Consider the following 21,776-nt stretch of genomic DNA (forward strand, 5'->3'; position numbering starts at 1 on the left):
TCAGGACCCCTGGCCCGTCCCTCCAGAACAGGGGTCCCTGACCTCAGATCGATGATAAAACCTCGCGCTTAACGGTATCCGGATCGTCCAGCACCCTGCAGCTTCGGTCGAAAACCATAGTAGCTCGGCGTTCCGGCTCATATCGCGGCCAAGAAAGCTCGGCTCTCTCCGGTGTACCATGTACTGCAAAGGATACCCACGCATCCTGCATCAGCTGCGCCAAACGGAATGTTTCGGAATCAACAGGAAGATTCATATAGGAAAACATAAAAATATTGTTGAAGACGAATGCAATCTCGGCGGCATGAATCGCTTTGCCCAGCAAGGGATGTGACGGAAGAGTCCAATCGAATCGATACATCCATACGGGTGCATACTGCGCCTGAGCGGTGGCAAGCTGGACAGAGGAACGCCAGAAAACCAAGTCTGTTATCATCTGTGCCTGAGCCTCCGCGGTAGCCGGGTAGTGCTGCAAAAGCAGCTTGGCTGCCTGCGGCCCTACCATGGCCTGAAGCGCCTGACTGACCGCTTCCTCGCTGATCGGGGCATCCGGGCGAACGAACAGGACTCCCTCGTCGCGGTTGGTGCCGATCAGCACCGGTATTCCGGCGGCTGCCCCGGCTTCGATCGCACGAATGGGCTCCTGTGGCAAGGTAGCCTCCTCCACAACCGGCTGGAATGTAAGAATGGAGCCGAGCCCCTCCCGCAGCTTGCCGGCGGCTTCCATGATCTCACTCGTCGAAGCGCCTAGCAGTCGGTTGACGGCATCCTGTTCGGCACCAAGCTCCTGAAGGAATCGGCGTGTTACTTCGGTGGCCTGTCCATCAGACATCACTTGCGAGGCACCGCTTTCCATGATGGCTTGCTGAAACAGTCCCTTCGCCGCAGGCAGTGTCAGCAGAGCAGCGATACTCATGCTTCCGGCGGACTCCCCAAACACGGTTACCCGATCCGGATCCCCTCCGAAGGCGGCTATATTATCGCGCACCCACTGCAGTGCAGCAACCTGGTCCTGTAGGCCAAGGTTTGACCCCAGGCTTCGGTCGACTGGAGCCAGATGGAGAAAGCCAAACGGACCGAGCCGATAATTGAAGGTTACTACCATGACATCTCCGCTTCGCGCGAACTGGGAGCCGTCATAGATGGGTACACTGCCGTGTCCCGTCACAAAGGCCCCTCCGTGAATCCACACGAGCACCGGGGAGCCTCCCGGCTTTGGAACAGCAGGCGCCCATATATTGAGGTACAAGCAATCCTCTGACTGCTCCCGGGGAATGTCGATCATCCCTAGAATCGCACCACCGCCCGGCTGCGGACAGATGGGACCGAAAGTCGTCGCTTGCTTTATTCCTTCCCAAGCCTCCGCAGCTGCTGGAGGGCGAAAGCGCATGTCCCCCAAGGGAGGCTTGGCGTAAGGAATCCCTCTCCATATTCTCACACTGTTTTCGACGGTTCCTTGAAGTCTGCCGTACCGCGTTTCCACTAAGGTTTCATTCATCTGCGAGCATCCTCTCTAGGCGAACCTTGATCTCTCTTAGGGTTACCTATTTTTGGATGTGTAATACCCTGCAACCGACGTTTCAATGGAACGATAAAGAGCCCCAGATTACCTGAGGCTCCCACTATCAATAGCTGCGTTGTAAAAAAGCGCGGGTTCGTTCGTGCTGCGGCTGCCCGAACACCTGCTCCGGCGTACCCGTTTCGACGATACGGCCATTGTCCATGAACATAACACGGTTCGCCACCTCCCGGGCAAATCCCATCTCATGCGTAACCACAAGCATCGTCATGTGCTCCTCGGCCAGCCGCTTCATGACCTGGAGCACCTCGCCAGTAAGCTCGGGGTCCAGAGCCGAGGTCGGTTCGTCGAACAGCAAAATATCCGGATTCATCATTAGCGCACGGGCAATCGCCACCCGCTGCTTCTGACCGCCCGAAAGCTTCGCAGGGGAAGCGTCCGCCCGATTGGAAAGGCCCACCTTCTCCAGCAGCTCCAAGCTTTTAAGTCTGACAGCTTCCGACGATTCGCCCTTCACCAGCTTCGGTGCCAGCTCCAGATTCTCCCGGACGGTCAGGTGCGGGAACAAATGAAAATGCTGAAACACCATCCCCATCCGAGCCGTCATCTGCTTGATCTCCTTTGGCTTGGCATAGACTCCGTCGTTAACAAGGCCTGCTCCCGCTATACGGATGCTTCCGCCGTTGACTTCCTCCAAATGAATCAAGCTGCGCAGCATCGTGCTTTTACCGGAACCTGAAGGACCGATGACCGCAACAACGTCGTTCTTATTCACTTCAAACGTGATCTGCTTCAGCACCTCTAGCGTGCCGTATGATTTGGATACGTTCGATACCTCGATAATAGCCACTCACGACATTCCTTTTAGTCAAATTTGAACCTGATCTCCAGCCACTTGAACAAGCCGGTAAGCGCCAGAGTCATGATCAGATAAATGATACCGGCAACGAAGAAGGGCACGATCGTAAAGTCTCGATTCACCACAGTTTGCGCGTAATGCAGCAGCTCCGGTACAGCTACCGCATACAACAGCGCCGTATCCTTCACCAGCGTAATGGATTCGTTCGCTACAGCCGGCAGCGCCACACGGAACATTTGAGGCACAATAATGCGCCGCAGGGTCTGCGATCTGCTGAGGCCGAGCACTTGAGCCGCCTCGTACTGGCCCTTATCAATCGCCAGCAAGCCGCCGCGGAAAATCTCTGCAAAATAAGCGGCATAATTAAGAATAAAGCCGAGGCAGGCTGCCGTGAAGCGCTCCAGCACGAGGTACTTGCCGATCACAGGCAGAAGCGGAAGCCCGAAGCAGATAAACAAAAGCTGCAGCAAGAGCGGCGTACCGCGCATCACGTGAATGTAGCCTTGTGCCAGCCAGGCGATCGGCCTTTGGCTGCTCTTGGCTGCCAGAGTCAGCAGGAAGCCAAGAGGAATGGACAAGGCGATGGCGATCAGAAACAGCAATACTGTCATCTGAGCGCCCTCCAGCATCGGCAGCAGCATGTTGCGAAGTTGCTCGGCTGACATTTACTTCAGCACCTTATCTTCGCCGAACCATTTTTGCGAAATGTTGGCTGCCGTTCCGTCCTGATTCAGTTCATCTAGCGCCTTCTGCAGCTTTTGAAGCAGCGCTTCGTTGCCCTTTTTCACGCCGATGCCGTACTCCTCGGGAGCCAGCGATTCGCTGAGCAGCTTGAAGGTGCCTTTCTCTTTGGACATGTAGTACTTAATGACGATTTCATCTATAACTACGGCATCCACCCGGCCGATTTTCAAATCGTTCAAGGCCAGAACATTATCCGCATACTCCGTCACCGACTTCAGCTTGGACTTCACCGGGCTGGCATTCAGGGCATCCGCCGCGGAGGACAGGGATTGAAGACCCACCGTTTTGCCGGACAACTCATCCATCTTCGCCAAATTCGATTTAGCCAAAGTAACGACCACTTGGGCATTTTTTAAATAAGGCTTGGTAAACAGCACCTTACCTTTACGCTCATCCGTGATCGTATAGCCGTTCCAGATCAGATCGATCCGGCCCGAATTCAATTCCGTTTCCTTTGTTTTCCAATCAATCGGCTGGAATTGAGCCTGCATGCCCATCTTCTCCACTGCAGCCTTTGCATAATCGATATCGAAGCCAACAATCTCATTCTTCTCGTCACGGAAACCCATAGGCGCGAACTTGTCATCGATTCCGATCACAAGCTTCTTGCCGTCTCCGTTGGTACCGCCGGTTGTCGCGGAGCATGCGGTCACCAAGGCAAGGAAAAAGATCAAAATAAGACCGATTGCCACCTTTTGTTTCATCATCTGTTGTTGAACCACCTTTGCACTGTGTCGTTTGCTTTAGTACGTTACCATAGTAACAAGATCTACATGATAGCACAGATCGGCAAAAGGTGTCTATAATTGAACATTGGACATTTTATGAACGGATAGATGCAGGATGACTCTCTCGCAGGCCCTCCATCAGAATCAAAAGCGTAAGGGCTTGACCATACGTCATCGGTGAAATCGGGATCTCCTTATAAAATTGCGCGTCATTGCCCACAGGTGTACCGTAGGAAACTTCTTGTACTACTCCGTTCTCGTCGATGCGGTCAAGCACGGCCTTAAGCGCCTTCTGTCCGACAGGCAAATAACTTTGCTCCAGATACCCTTTACGCACTGCTTTCATAATGCCGTAACCGAAAGCCGCCGTACAAGATGTCTCTTCATAGGAGGAGGGATCGTCCAGGACCGTATGCCACATGCCGTTATCCGTTTGAAGAGCTGCGAGTGCTTGCACCTGGCTGCGCATCGTGTCCAGCAAATATTGCTTGATGCCTTCCTCCAAATCGATCATGTCCAAGAAATCTACGATGCCGCACGTATACCAGCCGTTGCCGCGCCCCCAGCGCACAGCTCCGTAGTTATGTCTTCCGTTAAAATCCCAGCCGTGAAAGAACAGCCCGGAATGGCGGTCATACAAATATTTGATATGAATCAAAAACTGCTTTTTCGCCTCCTCGACATAGTCCGGACGCTGAAAATAAACGCCCGCCTTCGTCAAGAAGAGAACGGTCATGAATAACGTGTCGATCAGAATTTGACCGTCATTCGGATCACCGGTAATCATGTGCTGGAAGGCCTGGTCGCCGGTCCGGATCAAACCGTCCTTGCTATCCATAATCCAACGGCTCCACTCGTCACATACCCGAATATACTCCTCATTGCCCGTCAGCTCACATAGGGATATGAGTGTCAACAACGGTGAGCAGGTATTGATATTTTTCTCAGGCAAGCCTTCACGAATGCGGGCGTCAAACCAATCCAGCAAAAATTGCAGAGTCTCCGCATCTTTGGTTTCCTCGTAATATTGATAATTTCCATATAGACCTACGCCTTGCGGCCATTCCCATAGATGAATATCGATGAGTCCAATCGGATAAATCTCGTCCATGCCTTCGTTTTTCATGGACTTCATCGCATGGGACACACGCTTGATTGCACTCAGAACCGTCTCTTTGCTCATTGAACAGCAGCCTCCCTTACCTTTCGCGTCAATCGGCCTTCTCCCGCACAGTTGCGGATTTGCACCGTCTCTCCGTTTACTGTGAGCGGTTCCTGCCAGCCAAAGCGCACATCTCCGTATCTTGGATCCTCCAGCCGGACCTGTAATGTCTCTGTCGATATTTCACACGGCATGCTTACCACGCTTTCGATGAACTGCTCGAAGGAACGGAATTCCCGATCATCGGAAGCGATCACAAGCCATACGTTGCGTCGACCTTTCGATGTAAGCTCGCGCCCGCGGTTAATGCCGGTCGCTGTAAGCTCCAGTCCGCCCGCGGCATAGATGGCGGCATACGCCCCTTCCCTTTCACCGAAAAACCACGATCCCCGGGATTCGAAACGGGTAAACGCATACGTCGGGAAGTAAGCATGCGTATAATCGGCATCATGATCAGGAGCAATATCGAACAGTAACAATCCCAGTCCTTTATGCTGCGCCACTTTCGGCAAGCAGCCGTTCCCTGCCCAGAAGCATGGCCGACCCGAGCCGTGGGCATAAATTTCCCCCGGATGATTAACCCAGACTTGAGCCACGGGAGAAAAGGCAAGATGAAGCACATGCTCCTGATATCCCTTTAAGCCGGCACGGAAATCGGAGATGCTTGACATGACAAAGGAATTCGTCCGGTAATGGATCAGCTTCGCATATCCGTCTTTGCCTTGCTCCAGCTCAAACTCCAGCTCCTCCTCCGCACCCAGCTTCGTCAGCTCACCCAGGTCCTGCGGCGGAGTATAGTCTGATAAATAGAACGACACGTTAAAGGACGTACTGTTCACATTGCCCACGCCGTATCCGACCCAAATCAGAGAGGTCGTCCCTGCTGCGTGGTTACCGATCAGCTCTTTCTCGTAGCTTCGGCCGAACGTCGAGGTCAAATATCCTTGATGGGCCTCTGCCGTCATATAAACGTACAGAAGATCCATCGCCTTCTTGGCCTGCTCCCTCAGAACCGGCAGCTCCGCCAAGTCATGCAGCTGGATCAGACCCAGGAAATCAATAGGGATATAAGCGCTGGAATTCCATTCCGCCAAGCCTTCCTCCATGAAACGCTCGAACCAACCTATCAGCTGCTGCTCCGCCTTTGCTTGTCTCTGCGCCCCGGTTTCTCCGCTGTTGGTAAACTTGTCATCAGGGAACAGCTGGCCTGCAAGGAGCTGGCAGCTATGGAACAGCAGCGCATGATTCTCGCTGAAGAACCACATCACATCGTCACCCGGTTCGTCGATCCAATACCGGAAGCCAAGAATCGTTTGCTTGACCTGCCCCCAGAAATCTTCGTCGAACAGCCCACTATCCCGGTAATCCCGCCAAAAGCGGAATAAGGCGATCAAATAAAAATCGGCGCAATCACGTCTTTCCTGAATACCGGTCAGTCCGTTCAGAATCATCTCCCGGGACTGCTCGGGGGCCCCTCCGGTTTTTAGCTTCGCAATAGCCGTATGAATATTCGGGATACCGAGCGCAGCTACGCATTCCAGCGCGACTTGCTTCCGCTGCTCCACGGTCAAAGCTAAGCTGTCTTGCGGCTGAAACCGGCTGTTGTGCAGCTCGATGCCGAACAGCTTACGTACGTTTATATTCCCGATGCGGGTACTGAGCTCAAAATATTTATAATCTATGCTGTAATCGGATGTATGCCCCAGGAGCAGCTCCTGCTGTCCGGCTTGGAGCTTCCGCTCCATGCTGTACCTGCCGCTAAAAAAACTGCTGTAGCTCACACCAAATGTGATCTCGCTGCTGAACGGCTGCTCAAACACAATACGGATCTCGTCATCCTGCACGCTGTCCTGTGGAAAATACGCCAGCTCCAATGCAGCCTCGACGCCCGATAACGCTTCAACCTCTTCCGATTCCGTAAGCGGCAGTCGGATTTCCAATAACTCAGCGCCCGTATATTCGAGCGTATAATGATAAAGGGTATCGCGCTCCGCCAAATCCTCATGACAGATAAAGAACTCGTTTTCCCCCGCTTGAAGCTCGATCTCCACCTGCGTTTTCTGCTCGATGTTTCTTGTGAAAGGCGTGAAGTCACATACCGGACGACCATTCACCCACAGTGCCACTCCACCGCACGTTTTCACGGTGAACATCGCTTTATGAGCCACCGGACTAACAATGACCGTGTAAGCATATCTCAGCATGTGCGTCGGCACATAATAAAACCCGGACTCCTCCACCCGTGAGTTCCCCCATGGGAAATACATATCCCATTTCGTTTCCGAACCCCGAAGTGCCACGACGTCCCCAAGAGAAGGAGGACCGGATAACGGAAGCTCCGGCTTGGAGGCCCGTCTCGCCTCTACGAATTCCTTACGGCAAGGGTTTTCATGAATGGAAAAGCCTTTGATCAGCCAATCGTTGATATCCCCTTCCATCGTCATCGGCTCGAATCGGACGGTTTGGGTGAGTATGCCGCTAACGAGCCACCGGTTAATGACCTGATTCTGAAGCTTAAGTGGGGAATACGCTTTATAGCTGCTGCCTGTTGTCATCTTCATTTTCATCATGTTCCCTTCATGTCTGATGTGGCGCCTTCTTCATCGATTTATGTCTGATGCATCTTTCGGTAGGTCTGCGGAGCGACGCCCGCGTATTGCTTAAACATACGACTGAAATGTACGGGATTGCTGAAGCCCAATTGCTCGGACATAAATCCCACCGGTTCATCCGATAACCGCAGCAATTTCTTGGCTTCGTCGATCCGCTTCCTCGTGATATAGTTATTAATGGAAAGCCCGGTGATCTCCTTGAAGGAATGACACATGTAATATTTGTTTAAATGCATCTCCTTAGAAAGAGCCTCAAGTGAGATTGCGTTTTTGTAATGCTGATTCAAATACACTAAAATGCGGCGCACATTCGTTTCTTTCTGCGATTGCGGCGGAGCCGTCAGCAGTGCGTACATTTCTTTCGATTTGCGGTAAATTTTAAGAAGGAGCTGTACCAATAGGCTTTGGATCATAAATTCATTCCCGATCGCCTCCTTCTCCCTTTCGTGAAACAGGCTTGCATAATGGCTGTCCATTTCGTTCACGCCGTGCTCATCCCATCGGATCAGCAAGCCGTTCGGTTGAAGAAACAGGCCCAGAAGCTTTTCCGCCATATCCGCACCGGCCATTTCCTGAACGTAGTCCGCCGTAAAATTAATATAGCTCCGGATATACGGCGTATCTTTCGCAGGGTTCGGCCTATGAAGCACATCGCCGCTAAACAGAAACATATCGCCAGGCTGCAGCATATAAATTTCATTGCCGATAATCAGATGGGCATTGCCATGAAGAAAAAAATAAATTTCATAGCCGTCATGCGTATGAAGCGGCCAGCTGTCCTGCCATTCGGATACTTGATGGCGAATATAGATACGTTCCCGCTTCAATGCCTTATTCGTGGGAAAATGGGCTTGATACGCCATGTGCCGCTACCCTCCCTAGTACATTGATTGGATGAATCTGGACTTATATGAAGGAAACGCTTTATTAAAAGCGTACCACACCTGCCGAACGGTAATAACACGGAAATTGTCTTCTACCCAACATATGTTGCTGTTCTTTACCCATGGAATGAGAAGGAGCTACCGTTAGGTAGCCCTTTTCCTTTCCCGTATTGTAACAAGCCTATTTTGCTTGCTCCCCGATGGCCTTATCAATTAATTTCGCCGTTTTGTCGAGCGCGTCCTTCGCCGTTACCTTGCCCGAAATCGCCTCAACAATGTTGTTCCTCAGGTCGGTAGAAAACTTCGGAACGATGTCTTGTCTGGACCAATCGTTAGCCGCAAGCGGGGTCGTATTGGCCAATTCGTCCGCAAACACCTCGAACATTTCTTTGCCGAAGGCATAGTCCAGCTTGGCACTGTCCTTACGCGGGCTGATGAAGAGCGAATCCTTGTTGTACCTTGCATTGACTTCTTTCGAGGATAAATATTTGATAAACTCCGCCGTTTCTTTTTCTACGCCTGTACCTTTGAAGGCCATGACATATTTACCGCCAGGCACGGAGGAGCGTATTTTTTGCTTCGGCATGTACGTGACGCCCCACTCGAAGGTGTTGATGTCCTTGTAGTTGCTCAGCATCCAGTTGCCCGCCCAATGCACGGCTACCGTTCCGGAGCGGAACAGGTTGTTCGGGTTCTCGGAGCCTAACCATACGGATTGGGGAATGATGCCGTCTTTATGAAGCTTCACGAAATACTCCAAGGCCTGTACGCCTTCCGGACTGTTGATGGCGGCCTTTTTCCCATCCGCGCTGATCATGCTGCCGCCAAATTGATACAGCATGGTAGACCATCTGTGCGGCGTGAAATCCCACACCAGACCGGATTTGGCTCCGCCCTTATCCATCACTTGCTTCAGGGAGGCGGCAAACTCATCCCATGACCAGATGTTGTCCTTGGAAGTAGGCACCTTGACTCCCGCTTTGTCGAAAAGCGTTTTATTGTAGATGATCCCATTAGCCGTAACGTCCATGGGAGCGGCAATAATTTTGTTGTCTACGACATAATAAGGCTTGATGGAATCGATAAACTGAGAAGTAAAGCTATCCGCGCTGCCGACATACGGCGTTAAATCCAACGCTTGATTGGCGAACTGTCCTGTATCGGTCATACGTGCAAGTGCAGGCGGTTTTCCCCCCGATATCATCGTCTTCAGCTTTGTTCCCAAGTCTTTAAAAGGGACTTCGATCAGATTGATCTTCACGTGAGGATTTTGCTTCTGATAGTCGGCGGTAATCGCTTTCATTACTTCGCCTTCTATTCCGTCGGTAAACCAAAGATAATCGAGGGTTACTTCTTTTTTGGCGGCGGACCCGGCAGTACCTGCATCTTTACCGCCGGATTGCGTGCTGCCCCCGTTTGAACATGCAACTGTACCGAATGTAAGCACCGCTGCAAGAGAAAGCAGCATCGCCGACTTCGCGCTTTTCATCATTTTACCATTCCCCCATACCTATAATTGATAGCGGTTACATTAAAATCTTACCACAGATACATCAGCCCGTTATATCGATTATTGCTCACAATTTATCATATCTTGCTTGATTCCCTCGCCATCGGCAGGTCAAAAAAAGGCCTCTCGGAACTAAGTCCAAGAGGCTCATTACGACAAGCTTGCTATGATTTAGGAAGCAGGGACAACCGCCTCGTGAATGTATCTCTCCAGCTCTTCCCTATACTGCTGTGTTTGATCTTCGCTCCATTGGAAATACTGTGCCATAAAAGCAATAACAGGAGCCTTATATTGATGAACCCATGCAATATCGAACAGCAGCGCACCCGTACGGCGGTTAAAGAAGTCGATCGGTCTTACCGCCATCTCTTCCTCCAAGGCATAGGCGAGCATGGCCAGCACGTCGTCAGGAAGCCCCTGCGAGGATGCATCCTGTTGATGCTTAGCTGCCAGCTCGTAAATGCGGTCGATATTGGAGCCGTATTTACGGACAAGCTTCACCGCTTGTTCCCTGCTGAAGCCCCGCTTTACGCCTTCTTCCGCTTTGCGTTCGATAAAGGAAGGGAATTGCTCCGGTCCGCCGACGTTACCACCCGAGATCGGCATGTTTTTTGTTATGCACGGAGTAAAGCGATGGATGCCTTGCTTCTGGAACAATTCGATCAAACGGTCGACAACCATTTCCGCCATTTTGCGGTAACCGGTTAGCTTGCCCCCGGCTATGGTAATTAATCCGGACGGAGATTCCCAGATCTCATCCTTGCGGGAAATTTCCGACGCACTTTTGCCTTCCTCGAAGATCAGCGGCCGAAGCCCGGCCCAGCTGGATTCCACGTCCTCGGGGACGATATTCAGCGTAGGGAACATGTAGTTGATGGCATCGATGATATACTTCCGGTCCTCCGCGGTCATCCGCGGATGAGCGGGATCTCCCTTGTAGACGGTATCGGTGGTGCCGACGTACGCTTTACCGTTCCGTGGAATAGCAAAAACCATCCGCCCGTCCGGCGTGTCGAAATAAACGGCCTGCTGCAGCGGGAACCGGGACTGGTCGATGACCAAATGAACCCCCTTGGTGAGCTGCAGATGCTTCTTCGTTTTTGATTGGTCCTTTTCACGAAGCGAATCCACCCATGGTCCCGTCGCATTCACAATTTTATGCGCATAGATATCATACTGTCCGCCTTGAACCGTATCGGTCACCTGTACTCCGACGACTTTGCCGTCGTTATCATAAATAAACCGCTCCACTTTAGCGTAATTGACGGCCTTGGCTCCTTGGGAAACAGCCTCTTTCATGACCTCAATCGTGAGTCGCGCATCATCGGTTCTGTATTCCACATACACCCCGCTGCCCTTCAGTCCTTCACGTTTCACGAGAGGAGCCCGGCGGATCGTCTCTTGTACATCCAGCATGGTCCTCCATTCACTGCGCTTGACCCCGGCGAGAAAATCGTACAGCCTTAATCCCAGAGAGGTACTGAATTTCCCGAATGTTCCCCCCTCATGGAACGGGAGAAGCATCCACTCCGGCGTGGTGACATGCGGACCGTTCTCGTACACAACCGCGCGCTCCTTGCCGACCTCGGCAACCATCTTCACTTCCAACTGCTTCAAATACCGAAGCCCGCCATGGACCAGCTTGGTCGATCGGCTGGAGGTGCCTGCCGCGAAATCCTGCATTTCCACAAGCACCGTGCTCATCCCCCGGGTCGTTGCATCCAGTGCAATCCCCGCTCCAGTAATACCGCCGCCTATCACAAGCAAATCAAACTTTTGATTGTGTATGCCTTGTAATATTTCCGTTCTTTGGCTGCTTGAAAAGCCCATCTTGCATTCCTCCGTACAAAACGATAGTTATATGGAAATCAGGTCCTTGACATCGAAATTTACGACCAGCTCATAATCGCCCTCAACGTTGTCGTACTTGATTTTCGCCGCTTTAAGCTCCAGATCATAATACCAGCCCTCATTCTTCGCTTCCCACTCGGCAGGATCCAGGAACATCGGCAGCTTGCGGCCCTGCAGCGTCACGCGAACCGGAGCTACTGTTCTCGCGATCATGTCGATCACCATACGCTTCACACTGCTGGAATAAGCCCCTTCTTTCTTGAAGGAAATCCTCGTTTCCCGCTTGGTTTCGATATCGATCGTCGTTTTCAAATAATCCCCGTTCTTATACTGATTCGTTACCCCGTCGTCTTCGTACAGCACAAAGCTTGAATTCTGCGACGGCTCTACGAGCAAATGCAGCTCTTCCGTCTTTTCCTTATGAATGTTCTGCAAATGCGGCGACATCGGAATAATCGCTCCGCTCCGGATAAACATCGGAATCGAACCCAGCGTTACCCCCAGTTCTACGGTCTGACCGCCGGTATAGCGCTCTCTCGTATCCCAGTGAATCCAATCGCTTCCTTGAGGCAAGTAGACCTTCCTCGTTTCCGAGCCCTTTTCCAGTACATTGGCCACCAGGATCGAACGTCCGAGCATGAAATCGAAGCTTTCCTCCCAAGTAACAGGGTCTTGCTGGAATTCATACACCATCGGCCTCATCACTGGAGAGCCTAGCTCAGAAGCTTCATGCAGCAAGGAATAAAAATAAGGAACAAGACGGTAACGAAGCTGGATTGCTTCCCGAATGTACGACGTATAGGAAGGATACATCCACGGCTCGGTTACGGTATTATCGGTGTTGCAGGAATGAATGGAGAATCTCGGCTGGAAAATCCCGTTCTGCACCCAACGGACGAATAGCTCCGGCTCCGGCGCCGGTCCGAAGAAGCCGCCGATATCGCAGCCCTGATTCGCTACGCCGGACAGCCCCATTCCCAATATCACAGGAATATTAAACTTCAGACTGTGCCAGCTCGTATTGTTATCTCCCGCCCAGGTTTGAGCAAAGCGCTGGATACCGGCAAAGCCCGCCCGGTTGACGATATACGGTCTCGTATTCGGGTTAGCCTCAGCGATCGCTTCCTTGGCCATTTGGGCCATCAGGTTAGGCAGGATCGGCCGCAATGCGCTGATTTCCTTTTTGTCGCCCTCAAACTCGCAGAGCGCATCCAGATTGTTGATTTCATATTCATTATTATCATTCCAAATCGAAGTAACACCCAGGTTGATAAACGATTCCTTCAGATGCTTCTTCCACAGCTCTCTGCCCTTCGGATTCGTGAAATCCACGAAGGAAGCCTGCCCGCCCCAGTAACGGTCGGTTTGGGACTTGTCCCCTTGCTCGTCTTTAATATAAGCACCTGCCTCGTCGAACTCCTTATAGTGCGGGTGGGTCAGCAGCATGCCCGGCTTGATATTGGGTGCAAGCGCAGCTCCCTTGCTATGCATCTGCTCGATGAAGCTTTGCGGATCGGGGAATCGGTCATAATTCCAGTTAAACACATACCTTTTCCCATCTTTGCCTGTTGTATAGCCCGAAGACATGAAGAAGCCGTCGCAGGGAATGCCTTCCGACTTACATTTGTCCAGAAAGCCCAGTATCGCTTGATCCGAATTCTGTTCGAGCTCGGTATAGTACATCGTTGAGCCCATATAACCTAAAGAATATTGGGTCGGCATGATCGTCTTGCCTGTCAGGTCCGTATAATGCCGGACAACATCCTTCACCTCCGGACCGTACATAAAGAAGATGTCGAGTTCCCCGCCGTCCGCGCAAAAATAACTGTATTTATTCCAGTAGCCGCTTCGTTCACAGCCCATATCAAATGTGGATTCATAGCTGTTATGATAGAACAGTCCCGTTGCCGCTTGCGTCGATCCATTGAATTTAATATAGAAGGGAATATGCTTATACAGCGGATCCGTATGCTCGGAATCGTAACCGATCGTATCCACGTTGTGCATCCGCAGCCTTTTCTTCTTTTTGTTCAAATACCCGCTTTTCTCACCAAAGCCGTAGTAATGATCTTCATCCTTCATACACGAATAGTGGTACAGGCGTCCCTGTTTATCTTTCACATAGGAGCGCTCTTTCAGATCCTCATGGAGTACGCGTCCTTCCGCATCCGTAATTTCGATGGCAAACGGCTCCCGGTGAATTATGACACGGAGCTGATTCGTGGTAAGCAGCAGGTGCGTTCCCAAATCCTCATATTGAGCCGGCAGGGCCTCTACTCTCTTACGGTCCTCCACCATCGCATCCAGCTTGTCGTCCCATGCTGTCATCGTCAGCGCATAAGAGGCTTCTTCGGCAAATTGATCGTCAAAGGTGCAACGAATCCGGACAATGTTATCATTCATTAAATAGATCCGGTACTTTGCTGCATCAGTGACCAGGTCTACATATTCATTCGCTCCGGTGATCTGCAATAGCTTATTGCTTACTCTCATGGTTTTCCCTCCAGCTTTCCTATCCGTTATTTAAAAGCCCTTGCTGCATAAACGGCTTTTTTCCATCCTTCATACAGGTCACGGCGCCTTGCATCGTCCATTTCCGGCACGAAGGTTCTATTTATTTTCCATTGATTCGCAATTTCCGACGGGTCCTTCCAATAACCTATGGCAAGTCCGGCCAAGTAGGCCGCTCCAAGCGCAGTAGTTTCGCCCACCACAGGGCGGTCGACAGACACATTCAGGAGATCGCTTTGGAACTGCATCAGGAAGTTATTCTTAACCGCTCCGCCATCTACACGTAAGGAGTGCAATGAAATGCCTGAGTCTTCCTCCATCACAGAGAGCACGTCCTTCGTCTGATAAGCGAGCGCCTCTAGTGTTGCCCGAATAAAATGCTCTTTGGTCGTCCCGCGCGTAAGCCCGAAGACGGCTCCCCTGACATCGCTATCCCAGTAAGGGGTACCGAGCCCGACAAGCGCAGGCACGACGTACACGCCTTCGGTTGATTCCACGCTCGCGGCTAATGGCTCGCTTTCCTCTGCGCTTTCTATCATCCTGAGTCCGTCACGCAGCCATTGAATCGCCGACCCCGCTACAAAAATGCTGCCCTCCAGCGCGTAATCCACCCGACCGCCAATGCCCCAAGCAATGGTCGTCAGCAGCCCGTGCTTGGAGGATACCGCCTTGCTGCCTGTATTCATCAGCATAAAGCAGCCGGTGCCATAGGTGTTTTTGACGGCGCCTTCCTCGAAGCACGTCTGTCCGAATAAAGCTGCCTGCTGGTCTCCGGCTGCCCCAGCAATCGGAATTTCCTCACCGAACAAGCTCATGTCCGTCACCCCGTACAGGCTGGAGGAAGGCCTTACCTCAGGAAGCATCGAGTCCGGAATGTTCAACAGCTCCAGCAGCTGCCGATCCCATTGCAGTCTCCTAATATCGAACATCATGGTGCGGGAGGCGTTGGAATAATCGGTCACGTGAGCCTTTCCTCCGGTCAGCTTCCAGATCAGCCATGTATCGATGGTGCCGAAGAGCAATTCTCCCCGCTCCGCGCGAGCTCTGGCTCCCGGAACCTCATCGAGAATCCAGGCGGCTTTGGTCCCGGAGAAATAAGCATCGATCAAGAGACCGGTTTTCTCTTGGACTACATCCTGCCAGCCCTCCGTAATCAGCTGCTCACAGAGCGGAACAGTTTGCCTGGACTGCCATACAATCGCGTTATATACCGGCTTGCCGGTTATTTTGTCCCACACAACCGTCGTTTCACGCTGGTTGGCGATCCCGATAGCGGCAATTTGACCCGGCTTCACACCGGCCCCCGATAAGCACGAGGAGATAACGGAGAACATCGATTCCCAAATTTCCTCGGCATCGTGCTCAACCCAACCGGGATGCGGGTAGATCTGTGTAAACTCCTGTTGCGAAGTATACAGGATCTCGCTATCGCGATTGAACAATATCGCTCTGCTGCTGGTCGTTCCTTGATCTAGTGACAATATAAAGCGTTCCATGGTCCAAATCCCCTTAAAAAATCCCTTCACAGGCAGAGACCTCAGTCACTGTATGGAAGGGAGTGTACGTTTACGTTATTTCATTCCCGATGTCACCATACCGCTTACGAACTGGCGTTGGAATATGATGAAAACGACAAGCACCGGAATCATGGTAATGACGGACATGGCCAGCAGACTGCCCCAATCCACATTAAATTCCCCAATAAAGTTGGACAAGGCTAACTGAATCGTATATAAGGACGGATCGCTGATACCGATGAGCGGCCATAAGAAATCGTCCCACCGCCACATGAAGGAGAAAATCGCGAGCACGGCCAATATGGGCTTACAGAGCGGCAGGATGATTTGCGAATAAATGCGCCACTCGGTTGCTCCGTCCATCCGTGCCGCCTCCAGCAGCTCATCCGGTACACTAAGCAAATACTGCCTGATCAGGAAAACCCCTGTCGGTGTAGCCGCCGGCGGGATAATAAGCGCAAGCAGCGTGTTGAACATCCCCAGGAAGCTAAGCACCTTGAAGATCGGGATCATAATGACCTCAAGCGGGATCATCAAGGTAGAGATGAAGCCGACAAGCAGGATGGTATCACCTTTAAATTTGTATTTTGCGAGCGCGAACCCCGCCATCGAGTTGATCAGCAGCAGCAAAATCGTCGAGCTGATCGTCACGATCGTACTGTTCATGAAATAACGGCCGAAATTCCCTTTCTCAAAGGCAGCCGTAAAATGCTCCATCGTAAACGGCGAAGGCCAAAATTTCGGCGGAAAGCTGTACAAATCATTGTTCGTCTTAAAGGAAGAGATGACAATCCATAGGACGGGAAACAGCCATAATGCCGCCATAACAAAAAGAGCAATATATAAGGCAGCTTTAGCGGAAGATTTCAATTCCACGTTAATTCGAGCCTCCTTTAGACAATCGGTTCTGCAGCGCCGTAAACACCACAATAAGAAGGAACAATACCACAGACATGGCGCTGGCCATACCCAGCTCCTGCTTGGCAAAGCCGGTTTCATAAATGTACTGAACGATAAAGGTCGTTTCCTTACCCGGTCCGCCGCCCGTCAACGCAAACATTAAAGGATACGCCTTGAACGCCTCGATCATGGAGAGCATGATGACAAGTACAGTAGTAGGCTTAAGCAATGGAAGTGTAATGCTCCAGAATACCCGGGGCTTGGAGGCGCCGTCCAGTCTTGCCGCTTCGTAGAAGTCTGTCGGAATAGCTTGCAGGCCTGCTATGAAGATAACCATATAAAATCCGAGACGCGACCAAACCGTTGCGATAACGACAGATACGTTCGCATAAAACGAATCCGACAAGAAATGAACGGGATCGACTCCGAACAAAGTCAGAAAATAATTCAGTACCCCGAAATCGCCGAATATCCATTTCCACGTCAAACCGACTATGATATAGGAAATCATCGTAGGCCAATAAAACACGGAACGGAACACTCCTTTGAACCGGAGCGGCTGAATCAGCATCATGGCTACAGCCAGGGCCAAGCAATAGATGAGCGGCACTGCAATAATCGCATACAAACCGGTTTTCCCTAAGGCACTCCAGAAATCTGCGTTCGTAAATATTTCTTTGTAGTTATCGAAGCCTACAAATTCCATCGGGTTCAAGCCGTCGTATTCGTGAAACGAATACACGAAACCGATAATGGTAGGGATGACAATAAAGGTAGTAAAGATCAGCAAGTTTGGCAGTACGAATAAATACGGGATCCAGCCCAAGGATTGATATGGACGCCGCTTTTTTACCGATTTTGCCGCTTGGGCTATTGCAGACATCAAGCATACTCCTTTCCATTGAAAAAAGGTCACAAAACATCGACCGCTGCCGGTATCACCCGGCAGCAGCCCTTTTTAAAATTTATTTCTTTTCATCGTTGATTGCCTTATCAATCAAGCCTGCAACCTTATCCAGACCTGCCTTTGCCGTTGTTTTTCCGGCAACAATCTCCGATATCGTCGTTTTCAAGTCATTGCTGAATTTCGGTACAATCGTCTGCTTGGACCAATCTTCAGCTGCAGCCGGAACGGTATTGCTCAATTCATTCGAGAACAACTCCATCATTTCCTTACCGAAGGCGTAATCCAGCTTGGCATTATCTTTACGCGGGCTGAGGAACAACGCTTCCTGGGTATATTTCGCATTCACTTCTTTGGTAGTGATATAGTTAATGAAATCTGTGGCTTCCTTTTCCACACCGGACTTTTTGAATGCCATGGCGAATTTACCGCCCGGTACCGACGAACGCACCTTGGCCTTCGGCATGTACGTAACGCCCCACTCAAAGTTCGTGATATCCTTATAGTTGCTGATCATCCAGTTTCCTGCGAAATGCGCCGCAACCGTACCGGTACGGAACAGGTTGTTCGGATTTTCCCCGCCGAACCATACGGATGTCGGAGCTATGCCGTCCGTATGCAGCTTCTTGAAGTATTCGGCTGCTTGTACGCCTGCATCATTATTGATCGTTGCTTTCGTTCCATCCGGACTCATCATGCTGCCGCCGAATTGATACAGGAGGGTCGACCAACGCTGCGGAGTGAAGTCCCAAACCAAGCCGTATTTAGCCCCGCCTTTCTCCATGACCTGTTTCAAAGCAGCGGAGAATTCATCCCACGTCCATACCTGATCAGGCGATGTCGGAACCTTGACTCCGGCTTTGTCGAACAACGTCTTATTATAAATCAATCCGTTAGCCGTCACGTCCATCGGAGCAGCCACCGCTTTGTTATTCACTACATAGAACGGCTTCAAGGAATCAACAAACTGTGCAGTGTACTTATCCATACCGCCGTTGCTCTCGCTCAGCTCTACCGCCTGGTTCGCAAACGCGCCAAGCTCTGTCGTGCTGATTCGGGCTAAAGCGGGCGGCTGCCCGCCGGAGATCATCGTTTTCAATTTCGTAGAAAGGTCCTTATAGGGAACCTCGATCATATTCACTTTTACGTTCGTGTTTTTGGCCTCGTAATCTTTAATAATACCTTTCATAATTTCGCCTTCATTGCCGTCCGAGAACCATACAAAGTCCAGGGTTACATTTTTGCCGCCCCCTGCTGAGGCTCCCTTTCCGGATTGGTTGTTGCCGCATGCAACCGCCATCAACGTCACCAAAGCTAAAACCATAGCAATAGACACCGTTTTCAAAACTTTCTGCATTGTTTCTCTCCCTCTTTCTTATAATGAAACATTTATGTTTACCGGAGTTCGAAGCATTACGTTCCTACACCTTGTTTGCGGTAATACTGAGGTGAAATTCCAGCAAACTTCTTGAAGGAGCGGCTAAAGTGAACTGCGGTGTTAAACCCGAGCTTTTCCGATATGAGTGCGATCGGCTCATCTGTCGTTCGAAGCATCTTCTTCGCTTCCTCGATCCGTTTGCTGATCACATAGTTGTTGATCGTAGAACCCGTAACCTCTTTAAAGCAATGACACATGTAATACTTGTTCAAATGAAGCTCTTTCGACAGCTCCTGCAGCGAGAAATTCTCTGTGTAACGCTGGTTAATGTATTGCAGGATGCGTCGTACATTTTCCTGAGTATGCGATTGCTGTCCCGCAGGGACTAATTCATGCAAACGCTTGGCTTTCCGGTAGGCTGCTATTAACAACTGTGTCAAGTGCGTTTTCAATATGATCTCGTAGCCGAACGATTCATGTTCGTTTTCCCGGTGAATGGAGCGGAAATACATCGCCACCTCATCCCGTTCCTCCGCCGACCAACGAATCAGCATACCATTGGGCACTTCGAACAGCGACATCAGCTTTTCGAACATATCCTCCGGCATTTGCTCCTGTAAGAAGGATTCTGTAAAATTGACATAGCTGCGGATATAGGGAACATCCTTCGACGGGTTTACTCTGTGAATCGTACTCCCCCGAAACAGAAGCATATCACCTGGAGATAAATCGTATATATTTTCCCCGATAATGTAATTTGCATTCCCACGTTGGAAATAATAAATCTCTAGCCCTTCATGCGTATGAACAGGCCAGTTATACTGCCAATCATCCGCGTCTGCCCTGACGTAAATGCCTAGTTTCTGGAGAGCAAGATTAGTGGGCGTATGAATTACCAAGATAGCCCTCCCTTCGGAAGTAAGCGATGAATTATGTTACTAGCATTTACAGATAACAATATATCATACGGAAATTGCGTTCATTTAACATATATTGCTCTCTATTTGATGTGGATTGTTGTAAACTGTCGTGAAAATTTGAAAGGAAATATTAGGAATTTACATGGAAACACAGGGTCTATCGGGTCTAAACCATTACAATGGCGCTATAAACGGCTCTTCCTTAATTGGTGTTCTATAAAAAAATTTATAGCAATTTCTCATCATTATATGAAACCCTTTTATTTTACACCGCTTTTGTGTAAGCGCTTCCAATATATGAAATAAAGTGCAGCGATGTCCGAAGGGACCTGAACCTGCACTCTTTGCCCGATACACGGGTTGCACATGAGCAGCTTACCGGGTTTACAATCGTATGCTTTGTTCGTAGGTAAACACATTCTCCGGATCATACAGCCGCTTTACACGCTGCAGCCTCGCCAGATTATCCCCAAAATATGCCATAGGCCAATCGGGAATCATAACATCACAATAATCACGATAGGCACCGCGAGTATAAGGCAGCATCACTTGCCGAAACCGCTCTACCCAATTGATGTTTGGGGCCGCATCGGCTTCCTTCTCCCAGTAAGCCTGATATTGAAGCACGAATAGTGCTTTCCGATGTACGAAAGCCGTGTCTTGCGGGGCAACACCGGCAATGGCCCCTCCATAAGCATCCAGGGATACCATATTCGTTGAGCCGCCCGGCGCTTTGGTCAATTGGTCGACGATCGTATCGATCGCAGCATCGGACAAGGGCTCGTAGGCATAAGCGGAGGAATTTTTGAAGGTGGCCTGCCTCACAGCTCTTCCGGCAAAGTGGCGGGCCGCTTCAATCCACGTTGCCGAGCGAACGGTGGTTGTTTTAGGAGGGACATGTTGAAGTAAAGGCCGAAGGAGATCTCGGAGCTCTGACTGGGTTCCTATATAAAGTCCGGTGGACAAAATGTCTCCCTGCTTAGGCGCGGACAAATTGAGCAGCGGCGTCAGACGAGTATCCGTAAAGGGAGCCCATTGCTGCCAGTTGCGGACAACCTTCGGAAGGTCGGCAAAATCCCATTGTACCGTATAATAAGCGACCTCCCCGATCGGTTGGATTCGGAAGGTGAACGAAGTGATTGCGCCAAAGCTGCCGTCGCCGGCTCCCCGGCAAGCCCAGAACAGCTCGCGATGCTGCCTATCATTCGCATAGATCACCATGCCGCGAGAATTCACCATCTCCAGTTCCAGAAGACTGTCACAGGTCATGCCGAAATGTCTGGACAAAAGCCCGAAGCCGCCGCCGAGCGTCAGCCCGGATATGCCGACGGTTGGACAGGTCCCGCCAGGGATAGCGACTCGATACTTCCATAAGGCTTCGTAGAGAGAAAGTAAGCGATACCCTGCCCCAAGCTTAGCCGTGCCTGCCTTCAGATCTACCTTCAGCTGCAGCATCTCGCTGACATCGATGACTAACCCCTCATCTATGGTTGAAAAGGCTTCATAGCTATGTCCGCCGCATCGCAACCGAAACGGCATCCGTTGGTACTTGGCCCAGCGAACGGCATTGGCCACATCCTCCGTAAACCGGCAAAAGACGATGAGCTTAGGACGTTTGGAGAAGCGAGAATTAAAGCTTTGCCTCGCCGCCTCATAGTCAGAGGACTCTTCGGTTATGACGCGCCCTGTCAGCCCATAAATCGAAACCATCGTACGTCCCCCTTCCTACTCTGTCCCCTCAACACCGAGCCTACTTACAGTCCCCGAATTCGAAAAG

General features: G+C 50.9%; 16 protein-coding genes. All 16 read right to left on the reverse strand.

Going from position 1 to position 21,776, the window contains the following annotated elements; all coding sequences use genetic code 11:
* Positions 1–43 precede the first annotated feature (43 nt).
* The 16 genes from QMO62_RS29375 to QMO62_RS29450 all read right to left on the reverse strand — a co-directional run bounded on the left by QMO62_RS29375 (position 44) and on the right by QMO62_RS29450 (position 21,709).
* Positions 44–1,498: a carboxylesterase/lipase family protein gene (locus QMO62_RS29375; RefSeq protein ID WP_284646031.1), complete on the reverse strand. Its 1,455-nt coding sequence runs from the start codon at positions 1,496–1,498 to the stop codon at positions 44–46.
* Positions 1,499–1,625: 127 nt separating this feature from the next.
* Positions 1,626–2,369: an amino acid ABC transporter ATP-binding protein gene (locus QMO62_RS29380; protein WP_284646032.1), complete on the reverse strand. Its 744-nt coding sequence runs from the start codon at positions 2,367–2,369 to the stop codon at positions 1,626–1,628.
* Between the two features lie 14 nt (positions 2,370–2,383).
* Complete coding sequence (locus tag QMO62_RS29385) at positions 2,384–3,043, reverse strand: amino acid ABC transporter permease (RefSeq protein ID WP_284646033.1); 660 nt, start codon at positions 3,041–3,043, stop codon at positions 2,384–2,386.
* Positions 3,044–3,826 carry an amino acid ABC transporter substrate-binding protein gene (locus tag QMO62_RS29390; protein ID WP_504928724.1) on the reverse strand — a complete coding sequence of 261 codons (783 nt, stop codon included), beginning with the start codon at positions 3,824–3,826 and terminating at the stop codon, positions 3,044–3,046.
* A gap of 118 nt (positions 3,827–3,944) precedes the next feature.
* Positions 3,945–5,033, reverse strand: a complete 1,089-nt coding sequence (gene bglB / locus QMO62_RS29395; RefSeq protein ID WP_284646035.1) for a beta-galactosidase BglB — start codon at positions 5,031–5,033, stop codon at positions 3,945–3,947.
* A complete protein-coding gene (locus QMO62_RS29400; RefSeq protein WP_284646036.1) occupies positions 5,030–7,582 on the reverse strand; it encodes a hypothetical protein in 2,553 nt (850 codons plus the stop codon). The genes bglB and QMO62_RS29400 overlap by 4 nt, the downstream gene beginning before the upstream one ends.
* 38 nt (positions 7,583–7,620) lie before the next feature.
* Positions 7,621–8,487 (reverse strand): helix-turn-helix transcriptional regulator, encoded by an 867-nt coding sequence (locus QMO62_RS29405; RefSeq protein ID WP_284646037.1) that lies wholly within the window; start codon positions 8,485–8,487, stop codon positions 7,621–7,623.
* 202 nt (positions 8,488–8,689) lie between these two features.
* Positions 8,690–10,000: an ABC transporter substrate-binding protein gene (locus QMO62_RS29410; RefSeq protein WP_284646038.1), complete on the reverse strand. Its 1,311-nt coding sequence runs from the start codon at positions 9,998–10,000 to the stop codon at positions 8,690–8,692.
* A 189-nt stretch (positions 10,001–10,189) separates the two neighbouring features.
* Positions 10,190–11,848, reverse strand: coding sequence for a glycerol-3-phosphate dehydrogenase/oxidase (locus QMO62_RS29415; RefSeq protein ID WP_284646039.1), 1,659 nt, complete (start codon positions 11,846–11,848; stop codon positions 10,190–10,192).
* Between the two features lie 27 nt (positions 11,849–11,875).
* Positions 11,876–14,362: a glycoside hydrolase family 31 protein gene (locus QMO62_RS29420; RefSeq protein ID WP_284646041.1), complete on the reverse strand. Its 2,487-nt coding sequence runs from the start codon at positions 14,360–14,362 to the stop codon at positions 11,876–11,878.
* A 26-nt stretch (positions 14,363–14,388) separates the two neighbouring features.
* A complete protein-coding gene (glpK, locus tag QMO62_RS29425; RefSeq protein ID WP_284646042.1) occupies positions 14,389–15,876 on the reverse strand; it encodes a glycerol kinase GlpK in 1,488 nt (495 codons plus the stop codon).
* A gap of 75 nt (positions 15,877–15,951) precedes the next feature.
* Positions 15,952–16,773: a carbohydrate ABC transporter permease gene (locus QMO62_RS29430; protein WP_284646043.1), complete on the reverse strand. Its 822-nt coding sequence runs from the start codon at positions 16,771–16,773 to the stop codon at positions 15,952–15,954.
* A 1-nt stretch (position 16,774) separates the two neighbouring features.
* Positions 16,775–17,680 carry a carbohydrate ABC transporter permease gene (locus QMO62_RS29435; protein WP_284646044.1) on the reverse strand — a complete coding sequence of 302 codons (906 nt, stop codon included), beginning with the start codon at positions 17,678–17,680 and terminating at the stop codon, positions 16,775–16,777.
* A gap of 82 nt (positions 17,681–17,762) precedes the next feature.
* Entirely contained in the window at positions 17,763–19,058 is a 1,296-nt protein-coding gene (locus QMO62_RS29440) for an ABC transporter substrate-binding protein (protein ID WP_284646045.1), read from the reverse strand.
* Between the two features lie 56 nt (positions 19,059–19,114).
* Complete coding sequence (locus tag QMO62_RS29445; RefSeq protein ID WP_284646046.1) at positions 19,115–19,978, reverse strand: helix-turn-helix domain-containing protein; 864 nt, start codon at positions 19,976–19,978, stop codon at positions 19,115–19,117.
* A gap of 405 nt (positions 19,979–20,383) precedes the next feature.
* Positions 20,384–21,709: an FAD-binding oxidoreductase gene (locus tag QMO62_RS29450; protein ID WP_284646047.1), complete on the reverse strand. Its 1,326-nt coding sequence runs from the start codon at positions 21,707–21,709 to the stop codon at positions 20,384–20,386.
* Positions 21,710–21,776: the final 67 nt, after the last annotated feature.

This window comes from Paenibacillus silviterrae (assembly GCF_030167925.1).
GTDB classification, from domain to species: Bacteria; Bacillota; Bacilli; order Paenibacillales; family NBRC-103111; genus Paenibacillus_G; species Paenibacillus_G silviterrae.

What these genes read in the sequence shown, in the direction of transcription:
- QMO62_RS29435 (WP_284646044.1), bottom strand. Translation starts at nt 17,680, where the DNA reads ATGTCTGCAATAGCCCAAGCGGCAAAATCGGTAAAAAAGCGGCGTCCA.
- QMO62_RS29420 (WP_284646041.1), bottom strand. Translation starts at nt 14,362, where the DNA reads ATGAGAGTAAGCAATAAGCTATTGCAGATCACCGGAGCGAATGAATAT.
- QMO62_RS29415 (WP_284646039.1), bottom strand. Translation starts at nt 11,848, where the DNA reads ATGGGCTTTTCAAGCAGCCAAAGAACGGAAATATTACAAGGCATACAC.
- QMO62_RS29375 (WP_284646031.1), bottom strand. Translation starts at nt 1,498, where the DNA reads ATGAATGAAACCTTAGTGGAAACGCGGTACGGCAGACTTCAAGGAACC.
- QMO62_RS29400 (WP_284646036.1), bottom strand. Translation starts at nt 7,582, where the DNA reads ATGATGAAAATGAAGATGACAACAGGCAGCAGCTATAAAGCGTATTCC.
- QMO62_RS29410 (WP_284646038.1), bottom strand. Translation starts at nt 10,000, where the DNA reads ATGATGAAAAGCGCGAAGTCGGCGATGCTGCTTTCTCTTGCAGCGGTG.
- QMO62_RS29405 (WP_284646037.1), bottom strand. Translation starts at nt 8,487, where the DNA reads ATGGCGTATCAAGCCCATTTTCCCACGAATAAGGCATTGAAGCGGGAA.
- QMO62_RS29390 (WP_504928724.1), bottom strand. Translation starts at nt 3,826, where the DNA reads ATGAAACAAAAGGTGGCAATCGGTCTTATTTTGATCTTTTTCCTTGCC.
- bglB (WP_284646035.1), bottom strand. Translation starts at nt 5,033, where the DNA reads ATGAGCAAAGAGACGGTTCTGAGTGCAATCAAGCGTGTGTCCCATGCG.
- glpK (WP_284646042.1), bottom strand. Translation starts at nt 15,876, where the DNA reads ATGGAACGCTTTATATTGTCACTAGATCAAGGAACGACCAGCAGCAGA.
- QMO62_RS29385 (WP_284646033.1), bottom strand. Translation starts at nt 3,043, where the DNA reads ATGTCAGCCGAGCAACTTCGCAACATGCTGCTGCCGATGCTGGAGGGC.
- QMO62_RS29440 (WP_284646045.1), bottom strand. Translation starts at nt 19,058, where the DNA reads ATGCAGAAAGTTTTGAAAACGGTGTCTATTGCTATGGTTTTAGCTTTG.
- QMO62_RS29450 (WP_284646047.1), bottom strand. Translation starts at nt 21,709, where the DNA reads ATGGTTTCGATTTATGGGCTGACAGGGCGCGTCATAACCGAAGAGTCC.